The sequence below is a fragment of the Labrenzia sp. CP4 genome (genome assembly GCF_001579905.1).
Classification (GTDB): Bacteria; Pseudomonadota; Alphaproteobacteria; order Rhizobiales; family Stappiaceae; genus Roseibium; species Roseibium algicola.
On the sequence record NZ_CP011927.1, the window covers coordinates 1164736 to 1180065 of the forward strand.

Sequence of the window (15330 nt, forward strand, 5' to 3'; positions counted from 1 at the left end):
CAATCCCACCCGCGTCATCAGAAGTCTGTGGCGGCTCGGGATCGCCGTTGCCGCATTTGGAATATAAATTCCATTTTTATCGAAGCGCAACAGATTTTTTCCAGAAAGATCACAGCCTGTTCCGTTGAGCCCCCACGGAAACGGCCAGGGCAATGGCCAGGGAGAGACTTGCGGACAGCGCCCGGAACGCGCCTACGTCCAGTTCCGAGACCAGTAGCTGGATTGCTTTCAGGCGTGCGAGCGGGCTGGTCACGACATCCGTAATCGCGACAATGTCAGCGCCGCTGGCACGGGCCTTGGTGGCCATGTCGATGGTCATTTCCGTGTACGGGGCGAAGGTCACCGCGATGACCGCGTCGTTCGGCCGGATCAGGTGTTCCATGTTGATGTTGGCGATGCCTGAATGGAGAACCGCCGGCACGTCCATCTTTTCGAAGGCATAGGCAAGATACGACGTGACCGGGAAGGCCCTGCGGAAGCCGATCATGTGAATCGTTTCGGCACGGGCCAGCACATCGACTGCCTGTTGAAGCGCGGTCGGGTCGACGGTTGTCAGCAGGTTTTCCAGCGAAGAACGGCCAACCTCGACGAATTCGGCCAGGAGCGCAGAAGGGGACTCGGTGCCGTGCTCGCGCAGTTTGGCGAGGCGGGTGGCGTAGTCCGGCCATTTCTGGGAATAGTCCGAGCGGAACAGTTTCTGCATTTGCGAAAAACCGGAAAAGCCCATTTCCTGGCAGAAACGCATCACGGCGGACGGCTGAACGTCGGCGCCTTCGGCAAGTTCGGCAACCGTGGAAACTGCCACCTTGTCCGGATTGGCGGCGATGTAGTTCGCGAATTGTTTCAGGCGCTTGGGCAGTCTTTCTGCGGTGCTGCCGAGCCGGGCAAAAAACGCATCGATCGACTGCGGCGGCGCAAGGATTTCGGCGGTGGCGAGATTGGGTTCATTTTCTGGATCGGGCGAGGCGTCATTCATTGTCTTCTTCTTTTCCGGCTTGACACATTCCGTCGAAAATGATTTTGGAATTTTTATTCTAAATTGGCAAGCGCTGGTTCAAACCGCTCTGCCACATGTCATCCGGGAGGAAGTATCATGGCCGTCAATGTCGCCCTGCTTGGGGCTGGACGTATCGGTAAAGTGCACGCAAAGGCAGTTGGCGCGGCCGCCGGTGCGACGCTCGTCGCTGTTGCGGACGCCTTCCCGGAAGCCGCCGAAACGCTTGCAGCCGCCTATGGCGCCCGTGTCAGCACGATCGACGAGATCGCTGCCGCCGGCGATGTCGACGCGGTGATCATCTGCACGCCGACCGACACCCATGCCGATCTGATCGAGAAGTTCGCACGCGCAGGCAAGGCGATCTTCTGCGAAAAGCCGGTCGATCTGTCGCTGGACCGGGTGAAAGCCTGCCTGAAGACGGTAGAAGACCTTGGCGCAACCTTGATGTTGGGGTTCAACCGCCGTTTCGATCCGCATTTCCGCGCCGTGCGCGCAGCCATTGACGAAGGGCGAATCGGCGACGTGGAAATGGTGCAGATCACCTCGCGCGATCCGGGTGCACCGCCGCCATCCTACATCACGTCGTCCGGCGGCATCTTCCGTGACATGACCATCCATGATTTCGACATGGCCCGGTTCCTGCTCGGCGATGAAGTCACGACCGTCTACGCGACGGCGTCGGTTCTGGTCGATCCGGAAATCGGCAAGCTCGGCGATTACGACAGCGCCATGGTGGTGCTGACGACGGCGTCCGGCAAGCAATGCTCCATCTCCAATTCCCGCCGGGCAACCTATGGCTACGACCAGCGCATCGAAGTGCATGGCTCCAAGGGTGTGGTGAGTGCGGAAAACCAGCGTCCGGTATCCATCGAAGTGGCAACCGAAGCCGGGTACACCCGTCCGCCGTTGCATGATTTCTTCATGACCCGCTACACGGAAGCCTATGCGGCTGAAATCACCGCTTTCGTCGAGGCTATCGAAACCGGTACTGCACCGTCACCGAGTGGCGAGGACGGGTTGAAGGCGCTCGCCCTGGCGGAAGCTGCCCTCAAGTCCATCGCCGAACGCCGCGCCGTCGGCATGGACGAAGTCTGAGCGTCAGAACCACTATGACCTCATCCTGAGGAGGACCGTCTGGTCCGTCTCGAAGGATGGGCGGCACACTCACGAGCAAGCAGCCCATCCTTCGAGACAGCGCCAAGGCGCTTCCTCAGGATGAGGTTAAAGGGCGGAGCGGTCCGCTTCGTCACCTCCGGGAGGATCGGATTACATGACAAGTCTCGGTATCGGATTGATCGGCACCGGTTTCATGGGCAAGTGCCACGCGCTTGCCTATGGTTCGGTGAAAGCGGTGTTCGGCGATGTGCCGGCGACCCGCCTGGAAGTGCTGTGCGATGTTCCTGCAGAAAAGGCAGAAGCCTTTGCCGACCAGTTCGGCTTTGCAAGGGCAACGAGCGACTGGAAAGATCTGATTGCGGATCCGAAGGTCGATATCGTCTGCATCACCACACCCAACAAGGTGCACAAGGAAATGGCGCTTGCCGCGCTCGAGGCCGGCAAGCATGTGCATCTGGAAAAACCGATGGCGCTTAGCCTGGAGGACGCCAGACAGATGCTGGCTGTTGCCGAAAGAACAGGTGCGAAGACCATCGTCGGCTACAACTACCTGCATAATCCGGCGATTTCGCATGCCCGCAAACTCATCGCGGATGGCGCCATCGGCCGGATCGTGCATTTTCGCGGAATGGTCGATGAAGACTACCAGGCTGATCCAAACCTCGCCTGGACCTGGCGGGCAACCAAGGCCGATGCCGGCCTCGGCACTCTAGGCGATCTTGGCTGCCATCTGATTTCGCTCGCAACCGCGCTCGTCGGACCGGTCGAAAGCCTGGTCGCGGAGACAAGGACGGTTCATGAAACACGGCCCATGGGCAATGGCTCAAGCGAGCGGCGTCCGGTTGAAAACGAAGACATCGCTTCTGCGCTGCTGACCTTCGAAAACGGTGTCCATGGTGTTGTCTCGACCTCGCGCAGTGCCTGGGGCCGCAAGAGCTACATCGGCTTCGAGGTGCATGGAACGGAAGGCATGATCACCTTCGATCAGGAGCGCATGAACGAACTCCGTCTCTACCAGAACCGGGGTGAGCTTGCCGAACAGGGTTTCAAGACGTTGCTCAGCGGACCAGCTCATCCGCCGTACGGGCAATTCGTTCCGGCCGCCGGCCATCAGCTCGGGTTCAACGATCTGAAGGTGATAGAGGTTCATGAGTTCCTGAAGGCGATTTCAGAAGGGCGCGATGCCGTGCCGTCGTTCCGGGAGGCGCTTCATTTCGAGGCGGTGATCCATGCGATTGCCGAAGCCGGAGAGACGGGCTCCCGGGTACGGGTCTCCAGGGCGGACTGACGCCGACAGCATCCCACTGTCTATCGCTCACTTTATTGTTCAATGGGCGCGAACAGGCCGGTTCCTGTTCGCGCCCTTTATCTGTTGCGGATGATCCCTATAAACTCTTGAGAATACAGACCGTTGGTCCGCCGTGCCCGGCATGCCTTGCCGGCTCTGCGGGCTTACTCAGATCCGGGAGATCCTCTTGGCCAAGGTAATCGTTTTCTTTGCCCACCCTCGACCGCACAGGTCGGAGGTGAACCTGCCGCTGTTTGAAACCGCGCGGTCGATCAAGGAGATCACAACCGTCGATCTTTATGCGGACTATCCGGATTTCAGTATCGATATCGACCGGGAACAGGACCGCCTGCGGGCTCACGACGTGATTGTCTTCCAGCATCCGCTTTACTGGTATTCGGCACCCGCCATCATGAAGGAGTGGCAGGATCTCGTTCTGGAACATGGCTTTGCCTATGGTCATGCCGGCAAGGCATTGCATGGCAAGGTGTTCCTGAACGCGGTCACGACCGGTGCCAAGCCGGATGCCTATTCGCAAACGGGCATGAACCATGCCGAGTTGCGCAGCTTGCTGGGCCCGTTCGAAAAGACGGCGGATCTGTGCGGCATGCGCTACCTTGCGTCCTTTGCGCTGTTCGGGGCCGGGCGGGCACTGGAGGAAAACCGCTTTGAGGACCACCGCCATGCCTATGGAAAGCTTCTGAATGCTTTGGTCCGCGATCAGCTGGATCTTGCAAAGGCGGCCGCAGCGCCGGTGCTGCCGGATGACCTGGATGCGTTCCTGCTGGCAGGGGAGACGGTCTGATGGCGCTGCTCAGCGAAGCCTTCGTCTATCTGTGCGCGGCCGTCATCGCGGTGCCGATTGCCAACCGACTCGGCCTTGGCTCCGTGCTCGGTTATCTGATCGCCGGTGTGGTGATCGGACCGGTCATCGGCATCGTCGGATCGGAAGCGGCCGACGTGCAGCATTTTGCCGAATTCGGTGTGGTGATGATGCTTTTCCTGGTCGGGCTGGAACTTCAGCCCGCCATGCTCTGGAAAATGCGTCAACAGCTTGTCGGGCTTGGCGGACTGCAGGTTGTCGGGACAGCGCTCGTCTTTGCCGCGGCCGGTCTGGCGTTCGGTCTTCACTGGCAGAGCGCTTTGGCGCTCGGCATGATCCTGTCGCTCTCCTCCACGGCCATCGTCTTGCAGACCCTCAACGAGAAGGGCTGGCTGAAGACGCAAGGTGGGCAGAGTTCCTTCTCGGTATTGCTGACCCAGGATATCGCGGTCATTCCAATGCTGGCGCTTCTTCCGTTGCTTGCCATCAGTGGCCATGGCGGGGAAGGAGCCGCGGATGGGCATGGCGAGAGTGCCGGTCATGGTGGTGAAGCTCTGGCGGCCTTGCCAGGCTGGGCACAGGCTCTTGTCATTCTGGCTGTTATTGCCGCCATCATTCTGGCAGGGCGTCATCTGCTGCGGCCAGTCTTCCGGTTCATAGCCGAAGCGCGCCTGCGGGAAATCTTCACGGCAACTGCGCTGCTGCTGGTAATCGGCATTGCCCTGGTCATGGATTTTGTCGGTCTGTCGCCGGCACTTGGAACCTTCCTTGCCGGGGTTGTCCTGTCCGACAGCGACTATCGTCATGAGCTGGAAAGCGATATCGAACCCTTCAAGGGCCTGTTGCTTGGCCTGTTCTTCCTGACGGTCGGTGCGGGGATCGATTTCGATCTTCTGTTCGGTGCCCCTTTATCGATCCTTGGACTCGCGCTCGGATTGATGGCAGTCAAGTTTATGGTGCTGTTCCTGCTTGCAGCCCTCTTTCGCCTCACCGGGCCAGATCGGTGGCTGTTCGCGCTCGGGCTGGCACAGGCAGGGGAGTTCGCCTTCGTGCTGTTCGGATTTGCCTCTGGCAGCGGGGTGCTGGAACCATCGCTGATCAAGACCATGACCCTGGTGGTGGCGATTTCCATGCTGCTGACACCTGCGTTGTTCATCTTCTACGAAAAAATTGTCGCTCCACGGGCTTTGGCGAAAGCGGATCGGGAACCGGATGTCATCGACAGGCGCGGCCGGGTCGTTGTCGCGGGCATGGGCCGGTTCGGCCAGATCGTCTCGCGACTGCTGCTGACCAGTGGCTATGACGTGATCATTCTCGATCATGACCCGCAGACGATCGAAAATCTTCGCAGGATAGGCATTCGAACCTTCTATGGGGATGCGACCCGGCCAGACCTTCTGCACGGTGCCGGGCTGGACGATGCGGACCTCTTCGTTGCCGCGCTAGATGATCGCGACAAGCAGACCGAACTGGTGGAACACGTTGCCAAGACCTATCCGGATGTCCGGGTCCTCGCCCGTGCCCGCGACCGGCATCACGTCTATGAACTGGAAAATGCCGGTGCTCATTGTGCCGAGCGGGAGGTCTTCGAAGGGGCCCTGGCGCTTGGGCGCCAGGCCTTGACCGAGCTGGGGTACCATCCGTTCCGGGCGCGCACCAAGGCGAGGGAATTCCGTCATCACGACATTGCGATGCTCGATGACCTTCGCGAGAATTTCAACGACGGTGGCGTCGACACTTCCTATATCGACGCGATGCGGGCGCATTCCGAAACCCTGTTCGAAATCATGCAAGTCGACAGGGGTGGTGATCGCCCTGAAGGATCGGAGCGTGGCTGGACGCCGCCCCCAAAGGGCGATGCGACGCTCTGACGGGAGGCGGAAAGCAGCGTTCCGACAAAAGAATGAGGTTTCCCGGTGGTAACCACTGCCTTTTCCCGGCTGGCAGCGGCTCCTATATGCGGGGCAAGACAGACAATGGCGCCGGCCAGACATATGGCTGACAGCGCGGGAACAGGAACCAATCATGACTTCGCAAGACACCGACACAACCGGCCTCGATGATGTGTTGCAGATCGACATTGTTTCCGATGTCGTCTGTCCGTGGTGCATCGTCGGCTTCAAGCAGCTCGAACAGGCGATCGCACGGACCGGCGTTACGGCCGCCATCAAATGGCATCCCTTCGAACTCAATCAGGATATGGCTGCGGAGGGAGAGAACCTGCGCGAACACATCATGCGCAAATACGGCTCCAGCGCGGAGCAGTCCCAGGCGGCGCGGGACCGGCTGACGGACCTTGGCGCGAGCCTTGGTTTCGAGTTCAACTTCACCGACGATATGCGCATGGTGAACACCTTCAAGGCGCACCAGCTGATCCATTGGGCCGGTGAGAGCCGCAAGGAACACCAGTTGAAGATGGCGCTGTTCCAGGCCTATTTCGGCGACCGGAAGGACCTCAATGACAATCAGGTTCTGGCGGATGTGGCCGAAAGCATTGGTCTCAACCGGGCCGAAGCCCTTGCCGTTCTGGAAGACGGCCGCTTTGCCGAAACCGTTCGTGCGGAAGAAGCCTTCTGGACCGGCAACGGCATTCACGGCGTTCCGGCTGTCATCTTCGAGCGTCAGCACCTGGTATCAGGCGCACAGGGCGTCGACAATTTCGCAGCCATCATCACCGAGCTGACGAAGGGCAAGGCGGCCTGAAGGCACAGCCGTAAAGATAACCTGTATGTCGTCCAATTTCTTCGCGATGCCATGGCTACCATGGCATCCGAGCCGTTCCGTTCCCTCTCCACAGGCCTCAGTTTGAGGCACTGTCTCGGCATGGATTGCCGGATCAAGTCCTGCAATGACAGGGAGGAGGAAGAGTTCGGTTATCTAACCACTCTCAGGTTAGAACCAACTTTGCCTCACAGCTTTTCGAACAACACCCCTGCAGCTTCGATCCGACCGGCAGGTGTGTCGGCAGGCTCGGCGCCGTAATTTGTCCAAATCCTCAGACCATCGGTCACGCGGCAGCGGACACCGCCGGCAATGTCGAGCGTGTCGATCCCGGCTTCTTCGCATAGCATGGTGTAGAGGCGCTTCAGCACGGTTTCGTCACCCCAGCCACCGACATAGACGAGATGTTCCTGGCGGTAGGCGGCGGGTTGGCCGTCTTCCAGTTCCAGGATGACTTCGCCAGCGCCTTCCAGTTCCTCGCGGTAGCCGGTGAAGGCGCCGCCGCCCTTAAGCGGCATCGGCATATCCGGGCGCAGGCTTTCGACCCGCGAGACCGCAAGATCGAGCCCGGGCATGTCTGGTGGCAATGGCACGGGAATGACCATGTCGGCGTTGCGGGCGGCTGTGCGCGGGCCCATCACCACCAGTGCTTCGGTTTCGGCAAGCGCCTGTTTCAGGTGCTGCGGCACGTAGATCAGGCCAGGCAGGGCAATGATCTTGTAGCCGGAAAAGTCGCGGGTTTCGCCGCGCAGGATATCAACCGAAAGCCCAAGCTTTCGCAGCGCCTTGTAGGTGTCGAAAACAAGCTGGAAATAGGAAAGCTCCTTGCCGTGCGGCTGGGTGGTCCAGGCGAAATCCGCGTCATAGTCGAAGATCAGTGCAACAGGTGCCTGTGGGGCCGAGACGTCAGGCGCATCGCGCAATTCGTCGGCGACCTTGCGGGCTTCGAGCAGCGCCGGCGCATCGGCATTGTCCGGGCGCAGCATGCCGGCATGCATCTGTTCCTGCGCGAAAGGCGCCTGTCGCCAACGGAAATAGCACACGGCCTCGGCCCCATGGGCATAAGCCTCCCAGGCCCAAAGCCGCATCATGCCCGGCAGAGGAGCAGGATTGTGGGGGGCCCAGTTCACTGGTCCCGGCTGTTGTTCCATCACCCACCAGCGGCCCTTGCCAATGGCACGGTAGAGATCGTGGTGGAAGGCCTGGAAGTCCGGATCGCCCTGCCGCATGAAGGCCCGCTGATGGGCGTCATCCGCGCCGACACGGTCTTCCAGAAAACCGAGCGGGTAGCTGTCCCATGTCGCGATCTCGAGATCGTCGCCGACCTTGAAGTGGTCGAAATCCGTTACCCGGCCCATGTAGTTGTGGCTGATCGGTGCGCTGGAATGCGCCCGGATGATATCGACCTGGCGCTTGTTGAAGGTAACCACCTGATCGGAGGAGAACCGCCGGAAGGCAAGTGTGTGCGAGGGGTTTGGTTCGGTTACGGTCAGGTTCGGCAGGTCGATCTCGTCAAAGGAGAGATACTCCATAGACCAGAACACGTTGCCCCAGGCGCGGTTGAGCGCCTCGATGGAGCCGTAGCGGCCCTTCAGCCAGACCCGGAACGCCTTTCGGGCAGCATCCGAATAGGAGAGAATCGTATCGTGGCAGCCATATTCGTTGTCGGTCTGCCAGGCGGCGACATGCGGATTGTTGCCGTAGCGCTCGGCGACAAGCTTGACGATCCGGTCGCTTTCTTGGCGAAAGCCCTCGTGCGAAAAGCAGTAGTGGCGGCGGGAACCGAACTTGCGGGGATTGCCGTCGGCATCGATGGCGACCATGTCCGGATGCTTGTCGACAACCCAGCGCGGCGGCGTTGCGGTCGGTGTGCCGAGCACGACCTTCAACCCGGCACGGCCCAGGGTCTCGATGGCCCTGTCCAGCCACTCGAAGTGCAAGTCACCGGGGCGAGGCTCGAGGCGCGACCAGGCGAATTCACCGATGCGGATCCATGTCAGCCCGGTCTCGGCCATCCGGCGGGCATCAGCTTCCCAGATTTCTTCCGGCCAGTGTTCCGGATAATAGCAGGTGCCGAGAGTGCGTTTCATGATGGATGCTCACTGCTTGATGGTTCGGCAACGCTCATCCGGATGGTGAAGCGTTGCCACATATTCCGTGTCATCCCCGCGAAGGCGGGGCCTGAGGACCCTTCAAAGGTCCACTGAACTTGCATTTTGTCCCGGTGCTCCCAAAACTTTGCCCGGGAGATGGACGGCGGACCTGTTAGAGCAAGACCCTGTGCTCGCTCTGTCCACGAACCTTCACTTGCGCGAAATAGGTCTTGCCTTCGTGCTCGCCGGTAAGACCTTCGGCGGCGGATGTGGCAAAGAGCGTCTGCAAATCCGCCCCGCCGAATGCCGGGCAGGAAATCTGTTTTGCAGGCATGGAAACAGCCTCGGCAAATTTCCCGTCCGACGTATAGCGCGCTACGTGGTTCGCCCCCCAATGGGCGTTCCACAGGAACCCCTCGCTATCGACCACGGCGCCATCCGGATTGAACCCGTCGGCGGACAGATCGACGAACAGGGACGGCGCACCTGCTGGCCAGCCCTCGGCGTCCAGGGCGACCTTCTGAATGGTCAGGGTGTCGGTGTCGGCAAAATAGGCTGTCTTGCCGTCCGGCGAAAAACAGATCGCGTTGGAAATGGTGATGTCGGAGAACAGCTTGCGCAGCTCTCCCTTGTAATATCGGTAGATCGATCCGGCGTTCTTTTCGGCGCCAAGGCCCATGGTGCCGATCCAGAAACCTCCCTTGTGATCTGCCCTGCCGTCGTTGGACCGGGTGATTGCGTTGTCGGCCTCCAGATCGCAGATCTTTGCGGAGGCATCCGTTTCCAGATTGAACAGGAACAGCTTCGAAGAGCTGGCGATCAGGAGTTCGGTCCGACTGACCCAGCCTGCGGCAGAAACATATTCATCGAACTGCCAGGTCTTTTCCGTGCCGTTGTCACGGCTGAGCAGGCGCTTGTTGAGAATGTCGAACCAGAACAGCTGCTGGCGTTCGGGATGCCACAACGGGCCTTCGCCAAGGGTGCACTGGCGCTCGTCGAAAACTGTGCTCATGACATCACCTGCATGCTGCAACGGCCGCGTCGTAGGCGGCGACGATTTTTTCGGCCCGGTCGCTGACTTCGGCAACGCTGAAACCGGGTTTGAACAGAGCCGTTCCGATGCCGAAGCCGGCAGCCCCGGCCTTGATCCAGTCCCCGAAATTGTCCGGGCCGGCACCGCCCACGGCATAGGTCGCAGAGCCCTTCGGCAATACCGCCAGCATCGCCTTCAGTCCGTCCGGGCCGATGAGCGAGGCTGGAAAGAATTTGAGGCCATCTGCCCCGCTACGCAGCGCCGTGAAGCACTCGCTTGGTGTCATCACACCGGGAAAGGAAGACATGCCTTCGGCTTTCGTCGTCTTGATGACATCCGGATTGCAGTCGGGTGACACGATCAGCGTGCCGCCGGCGTTCTTGACGTCGCGCACCTGTTCGGGCGCCAGCACGGTGCCTGCGCCGATCTCGGCATTCGAGGAAAAGGCCTTTGCCATGGCGGCAATGCTGACAAGCGGGTCCGGCGAGTTGAGCGGAACCTCGATACGAGTGATGCCGGCGGCAATCAGGCATTCGGTAACGGGCAGAGCCTCGTCCGGGGTCAGGCCGCGCAGGATGGCTATCAGGTTACGGCTCATGAATGCTCCGGTTCGTAGAAGGAATAGGCAAGGGTCAGGCCCTTCAAGGTGATGGTTTCCGCATCGAGCTGCCTTGAGGCATGGCCGAGATGTGTCAAGGCGCTGCGATAGGCACCGGCGATCTTGTCGCTGCCCAGCAGGGCCGTGTTACCAAGGTCGAAATCACGGCTGACAGCGGCCAGTTCGGCTCCGATCAGAAGCCCCGATAATCTGCCGCTTGCCTGTGCCGGGCCAAGGTCCGCGACAAGGCCGGCAGCGCGCACGCCGAAGAGATCGGCAGTCAGCGCTTCGGGGGCATTGAAACTGTGTTCGGCCGCTTCGGCAAAGGCTGTGCTGTCGAGGTCATCGGCGGAAAGGCCGTGCCGCAGGACGGAGTGTTTGGACAGAAGCGCGAAGGTCTCCCCTGTCATGAAGGTGCGGAACCGCTCAATTCGTCCGTCCTGGAGGGCGACCCACTTGGTGTGCGTTCCAGGCAGGCACAAGGTGCCGGAATAGGTCTGATTTTCCGCAAGGAATCCGGCGATCTGCGTTTCCTCGCCACGCATGACATCAGGTGGGGTGAGCTGCTTGATGCCCGGCAAGATGCGCACGTCGAGGCGCGGGTCGGCTGCGTCCACCCGGGTAGCGTTCCGGATCGACGGCGGCGCGCAGGGTACGGTCATGTAGGGAGCTTCGGCCCAACCCTGCCGGGACCCGGCCATGCCGCAGACGATCACAGGTGTGACCTCACCGTCCTTCAGGAGGTCAGCGATCAGTTCGATCAGAGCGGGTTCGAAATCCTGTTTCTCCAGTCGCCCCATGCCCTTTTCGGAGCTGCGATGGGCAAGGATGCCGCCGGCTTCGTCAAGCGCCCAGATGCGCAGATTGGTGGTGCCCCAATCCGCTGCGATCCAGGACGCTTTTGGATGTGTGTTCATCCCGTCACCACCACGCCGCCATCCACGACCAGCGCCTGTCCTGTCATCGCCTTGCTGGTTCTGGAGGCAAGGAAGAGCACCGGGTCAACCATGTCGTCCGGCTGCAGTTCAACCTTGAGACACTGCCGGTCGATGTGCGCTGCCAGACCTTCCGGCGTTACCCACATGTCCTTCTGCTTCTGGGTCAGGACCCAGCCGGGCGCAATTGCGTTGACGCGGATGTTCTCCGGGCCGAATTCCCGTGCGAGGCTGCGGGTCATGCCGTTGATGCCGGAATTCGCGGTCGTGTAGACCGGGTAGCCCGCATTGCCCATCATGTAGGAGATGGACGAGAAGTTGACGATGGAGCCACCGCCGGCCGCTCGCATGCCGGCAACCACATGCTGGCAGGCAAAGAAATAGGCTTTCAGGTTGATCGCCACGGACCAGTCCCAGAACGCCTCGTCAACCTCTTCGGTCTTGTGGCGTTTGTCGTTGGCGGCATTGTTGACCAGAACCGTGATCGGGCCATGGGCTTCTGCTGCCTGATCCATGGCCGCCTTGAGGGCAGCCATGTCTGTGATGTCACAAGGCAGGTACAGCGGACGGCGACCGTATTTCTGTTCCATCTCGTCGCAGAAGGGCGCTGCGTCGGAACGCTGCACAAAGGCGACCTTCGCCCCCTGCCGCAGAAAGCCCTCCGTCAGCGCCGCGCCAATGCCGGAGCCGCCACCGGTGATGAATACCGATGCGTTGTCGAGATCCGGGTATGTTGCGTACATGGCACTTCCTCAATTGTTTTGGCGGCCTAAGCCGAAATCGGTTCGTTTTGAGTAACGTTACTCAAAGACGTTCGCCTTCCACAACCCAGACGGTTTCTGGGAACCGCCAGGGGAGCGTGAGCCCGTGGGACATCAGATATTGTCCACTGGCTTCAAGGTCTTGATGTTTCAGGAGAGGCGCACCGCGGGACAGCCGGGGCGCTTCGTCCCGATTGACGAGAGATAGCCTGTATCTGCCTTGCGGGTCCAGACCGGTCAAGCGTAACGGACGCGGCAGGATCTGGTCACTTGGTCGCGTCAGCGCGGCAAACGCAACGAACCGGCTGCCGTCGCCGGCAAGCTGCTGTTCTGCGATCACGGCCGGATCGGCGCTGTCGAGCCGCAGGATATCGGCTTGCATCATCCAGCTCCGATTGGCTTTCCACCAGCTCGTGACATTGCGCAGCGTTTCGGCTTCGGCTTCTGTCAGTTCACGCGGGTCCATCTCGAAGCCCATGTGGCGTTGAGCCGCGGTCCAGGCGCGCAGACGAATGTCCATAGTGCGGCCGGATGTATGGCAGTGACGCGGCCCGACGTGAGAGCCGGTTACCGAGGCGGGCAGGAACAGGGCGGCATCGTGCTGAATACGCTGGCGTTCCAGCGCATCGTTACTGTCCGAAAGCCAGACCCGGTGCGTGCGTTCCAGGACGCCGAAGTCGATCCGCCCGCCGCCGGACGAGCAGCTCTCGATCTCCACTGCCGGAAAATCGGACCGCAGACGGTCGACCAGCTCGTAAAAGCCTTCGGCCTGTTTGGCATCGACCACGGGCAGGATGCGGTTGTGGTCCCACTTGATGTAGCCGATGTCGTTGTTTTTCAGGACGTCGGCGATGTGGGCATAAAGATAGTCGCGAACCTCCTGGTTGGACATGTCCAGCACCAGTTGCTGGCGTCCGCGGATTTGGTCGGCGTGGCCGAGTACCCAGTCGGGATGGGCGCGGCAGAGGTCACTGTCCTCGTTGACCATTTCCGGTTCGAACCAGATGCCGAACTCCATGCCGAGCGCCTTGATATGGTCGATCAGCGGGGTGAGTCCGTCCGGGTACTTGCGTTTGTCGATCACCCAGTCTCCCAGAGACGAGGTGTCGTCATCCCGGCGGCCAAACCAGCCGTCGTCCAGCACAAAGCGCTCGGCGCCCAGGCCCGCCGCTTGGGAGGCGATGGCTTTGAGTTCGTCGAGGTCGTGTTTGAAATAGACCGCTTCCCAGCAATTGTAGTGGACCGGGCGGGGAGTGCGGGCTCCCTGAACCACATGGTCGCGAACATGGCGCTGGAACCGCACGGCGGCACCGTTGAAGCCGGTGGCGGAATAGGTTGCGTAGAGCGGTGCGCTGACGAAGTGGCGTCCGGTGGAAAGGCTGGCAGTGGCGTGGCCGAACTGGACCTGGCGACGGCCATCGGCAAGTTCCTCGGCCACCATCTTGTGGCCCCCGGACCAGCCATAGTGAAACGCGAAAGCTTCACCGGCCGTGTTGGATGTTCCCGCATTACAGACGACAAGCCCTGGAAAATGGGCGTGGTCCGTGCGGCCGGTGCGGTTGTCGCGGACACGGGCACCGGGAGCAAACGGCAGGCGGCGGGTCAGGAATTCCGCGCACCAGCGGCCGGAAAACTCGATCATCTCGCCGGTGTGAGCCGGAACCGGCAGAACCGGAGCCGCCAGCCAGTCGACCGTGATCTCATCGGCGCTTTCCAGCCGTGTCTGAAGCATTAACAGGGATGTTTCCGGTGTCAGGACGAGATCGAAGACGAGGCTGAGATCAAGGCTGTTGTCGGCAAAGACAAGCGTCAGGCCATGCTCCGAAGCGGCTTCGCTTTCGAACCGGAAACTCGGCATGAGCGGCGCGCCGGATGCGTTTCTTGCAGTCAGGCCGGTTTGTCCGGGGAAGCTTTCGGAGGCTTCCGGACACAGGCTCAGACCGGCATTGCGGTCGACCATGCCGCCGGTGACGTCGGCAAGTGCGGCTGCCGAAAGCGTCTCCAGGTTTTCGCCAGTGGGAAGGGCGGGCCCCCAGTAGACGGCTTCCGGCAATCGGTCGTCGAAGCTGGCCAGGACCAGGCTCTGTCTGTCATCTCCAAGATGCCAGCTGCGGATCATTTCACGGCTCCGAGTGTGAGGCCTGCAATAAAGTGGCGCTGCATCAGGAAGAACATGGCGACAGGCGGCAGGGCGGCCACGATGGAACCGGCGCTCATCAGGTGGTAGGCAGCGCGATATTGCGCGTTGAAGGACGTGATGCCGGCGGTGACAGGCTGGCTTTCAACGCCCTGCGTCAGCACCACGGCCCAGAAGTAGTCGTTCCAGATGAAGGTGAAGATCAGCACCGACAGCGCGGCGATGGCCGGCTTCATCAGCGGTAGCACCACGTACCAGAAGATCCGCCATTCGGAGACGCCCTCAACCCGCGCGGCCTCTATCAGCTCAAACGGCAGGGCACGGATGAAGTTGCGCATGAAGAGTGTGCAGAAGCCGGTCTGGAAGGCGATGTGGAACAGAACCAGGCCGGTGATGGTGTTGTAGAGGCCCATCTGCAGGGTCAGGTCGCGCACCGGCACCATCAGGATCTGGAATGGCACGAAGTTGCCCGCCACGAACATGAAGAAGAGCCAGATATTGGCCTTGAACTTGTAGATGCCGAGGGCGAAGCCGGTCATGCACGAGAGGCCAACCGCGCCGATCACCGTTGGAATGGTGATCTTGAACGAGTTCAGCAAATACTGCGGCATGTCCGAGCCGGTGAAGACCAGCGCGTAGTTGGTGAAGCCTTCGAAGGATGACGGCCAGCCCCAGTAGTTGGCGTTGGCGAAATCCGAATCCGGCTTGACCGAAAAGATGGCGACCGCGATCAGCGGCAGCAGCCACAGGATCAGCGCCAGCGGAAGCAGCGTCTGATAGGTGATCTGCCAGGGGCGGGACGTGCGTTCGATCGGTGTCGGGAACATG

At 60.8% G+C, this 15330-nt stretch carries 13 protein-coding genes; 5 read left to right on the forward strand and 8 right to left on the reverse strand.

The features are described from left to right. Positions 1-109 precede the first annotated feature (109 nt). The gene (locus tag ACP90_RS05415; RefSeq protein ID WP_077291829.1) at positions 110-976 is read right to left on the reverse strand and encodes a MurR/RpiR family transcriptional regulator; all 867 of its coding nucleotides are present in this window, start codon (positions 974-976) and stop codon (positions 110-112) included. Between the two features lie 117 nt (positions 977-1093). Here ACP90_RS05415 and iolG point away from each other — a divergent pair, with 117 nt between their 5' ends. The 5 genes from iolG to ACP90_RS05440 all read left to right on the forward strand — a co-directional run bounded on the left by iolG (position 1094) and on the right by ACP90_RS05440 (position 6927). Further along, the gene (gene iolG / locus ACP90_RS05420) at positions 1094-2092 is read left to right on the forward strand and encodes an inositol 2-dehydrogenase (protein ID WP_023003008.1); all 999 of its coding nucleotides are present in this window, start codon (positions 1094-1096) and stop codon (positions 2090-2092) included. Positions 2093-2267: 175 nt separating this feature from the next. Beyond that, positions 2268-3401, forward strand: a complete 1134-nt coding sequence (locus ACP90_RS05425; protein WP_062487174.1) for a Gfo/Idh/MocA family oxidoreductase — start codon at positions 2268-2270, stop codon at positions 3399-3401. A 187-nt stretch (positions 3402-3588) separates the two neighbouring features. Beyond that, positions 3589-4206 (forward strand): NAD(P)H-dependent oxidoreductase, encoded by a 618-nt coding sequence (locus ACP90_RS05430; protein WP_201030454.1) that lies wholly within the window; start codon positions 3589-3591, stop codon positions 4204-4206. Next, the gene (locus ACP90_RS05435; protein ID WP_062487178.1) at positions 4206-6095 is read left to right on the forward strand and encodes a monovalent cation:proton antiporter-2 (CPA2) family protein; all 1890 of its coding nucleotides are present in this window, start codon (positions 4206-4208) and stop codon (positions 6093-6095) included. Before ACP90_RS05430 ends, ACP90_RS05435 begins: the two co-directional genes overlap by 1 nt. 154 nt (positions 6096-6249) lie before the next feature. Next, positions 6250-6927 carry a DsbA family oxidoreductase gene (locus tag ACP90_RS05440; RefSeq protein ID WP_062487180.1) on the forward strand — a complete coding sequence of 226 codons (678 nt, stop codon included), beginning with the start codon at positions 6250-6252 and terminating at the stop codon, positions 6925-6927. A gap of 206 nt (positions 6928-7133) precedes the next feature. On the opposite strand, the gene ACP90_RS05445 is transcribed toward ACP90_RS05440, so the two are convergent. The 7 genes from ACP90_RS05445 to ACP90_RS05475 all read right to left on the reverse strand — a co-directional run bounded on the left by ACP90_RS05445 (position 7134) and on the right by ACP90_RS05475 (position 15329). Next, positions 7134-9035 carry a beta-galactosidase gene (locus ACP90_RS05445; protein WP_062487182.1) on the reverse strand — a complete coding sequence of 634 codons (1902 nt, stop codon included), beginning with the start codon at positions 9033-9035 and terminating at the stop codon, positions 7134-7136. 175 nt (positions 9036-9210) lie between these two features. Next, a complete protein-coding gene (locus ACP90_RS05450; protein ID WP_062487184.1) occupies positions 9211-10050 on the reverse strand; it encodes an SMP-30/gluconolactonase/LRE family protein in 840 nt (279 codons plus the stop codon). Positions 10051-10054: 4 nt separating this feature from the next. Continuing rightward, the gene (locus tag ACP90_RS05455; protein ID WP_062487186.1) at positions 10055-10669 is read right to left on the reverse strand and encodes a 2-dehydro-3-deoxy-6-phosphogalactonate aldolase; all 615 of its coding nucleotides are present in this window, start codon (positions 10667-10669) and stop codon (positions 10055-10057) included. Then, the gene (locus ACP90_RS05460) at positions 10666-11586 is read right to left on the reverse strand and encodes a 2-dehydro-3-deoxygalactonokinase (RefSeq protein WP_062487189.1); all 921 of its coding nucleotides are present in this window, start codon (positions 11584-11586) and stop codon (positions 10666-10668) included. Before ACP90_RS05460 ends, ACP90_RS05455 begins: the two co-directional genes overlap by 4 nt. Further along, positions 11583-12347 (reverse strand): SDR family oxidoreductase, encoded by a 765-nt coding sequence (locus tag ACP90_RS05465; RefSeq protein ID WP_023003017.1) that lies wholly within the window; start codon positions 12345-12347, stop codon positions 11583-11585. The genes ACP90_RS05460 and ACP90_RS05465 overlap by 4 nt, the downstream gene beginning before the upstream one ends. 61 nt (positions 12348-12408) lie before the next feature. Continuing rightward, entirely contained in the window at positions 12409-14484 is a 2076-nt protein-coding gene (locus ACP90_RS05470; RefSeq protein WP_062487191.1) for an alpha-galactosidase, read from the reverse strand. Then, entirely contained in the window at positions 14481-15329 is an 849-nt protein-coding gene (locus ACP90_RS05475; RefSeq protein ID WP_023003019.1) for a carbohydrate ABC transporter permease, read from the reverse strand. The genes ACP90_RS05470 and ACP90_RS05475 overlap by 4 nt, the downstream gene beginning before the upstream one ends. Position 15330: the final 1 nt, after the last annotated feature.

Bases quoted from the DNA above. Each gene is read 5' to 3' on its own strand.
- ACP90_RS05425 (WP_062487174.1), top strand. From the start codon at position 2,268: ATGACAAGTCTCGGTATCGGATTGATCGGCACCGGTTTCATGGGCAAG.
- ACP90_RS05435 (WP_062487178.1), top strand. From the start codon at position 4,206: ATGGCGCTGCTCAGCGAAGCCTTCGTCTATCTGTGCGCGGCCGTCATC.
- ACP90_RS05455 (WP_062487186.1), bottom strand. From the start codon at position 10,669: ATGAGCCGTAACCTGATAGCCATCCTGCGCGGCCTGACCCCGGACGAG.
- ACP90_RS05460 (WP_062487189.1), bottom strand. From the start codon at position 11,586: ATGAACACACATCCAAAAGCGTCCTGGATCGCAGCGGATTGGGGCACC.
- ACP90_RS05450 (WP_062487184.1), bottom strand. From the start codon at position 10,050: ATGAGCACAGTTTTCGACGAGCGCCAGTGCACCCTTGGCGAAGGCCCG.
- ACP90_RS05475 (WP_023003019.1), bottom strand. From the start codon at position 15,329: ATGTTCCCGACACCGATCGAACGCACGTCCCGCCCCTGGCAGATCACC.
- iolG (WP_023003008.1), top strand. From the start codon at position 1,094: ATGGCCGTCAATGTCGCCCTGCTTGGGGCTGGACGTATCGGTAAAGTG.
- ACP90_RS05465 (WP_023003017.1), bottom strand. From the start codon at position 12,347: ATGTACGCAACATACCCGGATCTCGACAACGCATCGGTATTCATCACC.
- ACP90_RS05440 (WP_062487180.1), top strand. From the start codon at position 6,250: ATGACTTCGCAAGACACCGACACAACCGGCCTCGATGATGTGTTGCAG.
- ACP90_RS05415 (WP_077291829.1), bottom strand. From the start codon at position 976: ATGAATGACGCCTCGCCCGATCCAGAAAATGAACCCAATCTCGCCACC.
- ACP90_RS05445 (WP_062487182.1), bottom strand. From the start codon at position 9,035: ATGAAACGCACTCTCGGCACCTGCTATTATCCGGAACACTGGCCGGAA.
- ACP90_RS05470 (WP_062487191.1), bottom strand. From the start codon at position 14,484: ATGATCCGCAGCTGGCATCTTGGAGATGACAGACAGAGCCTGGTCCTG.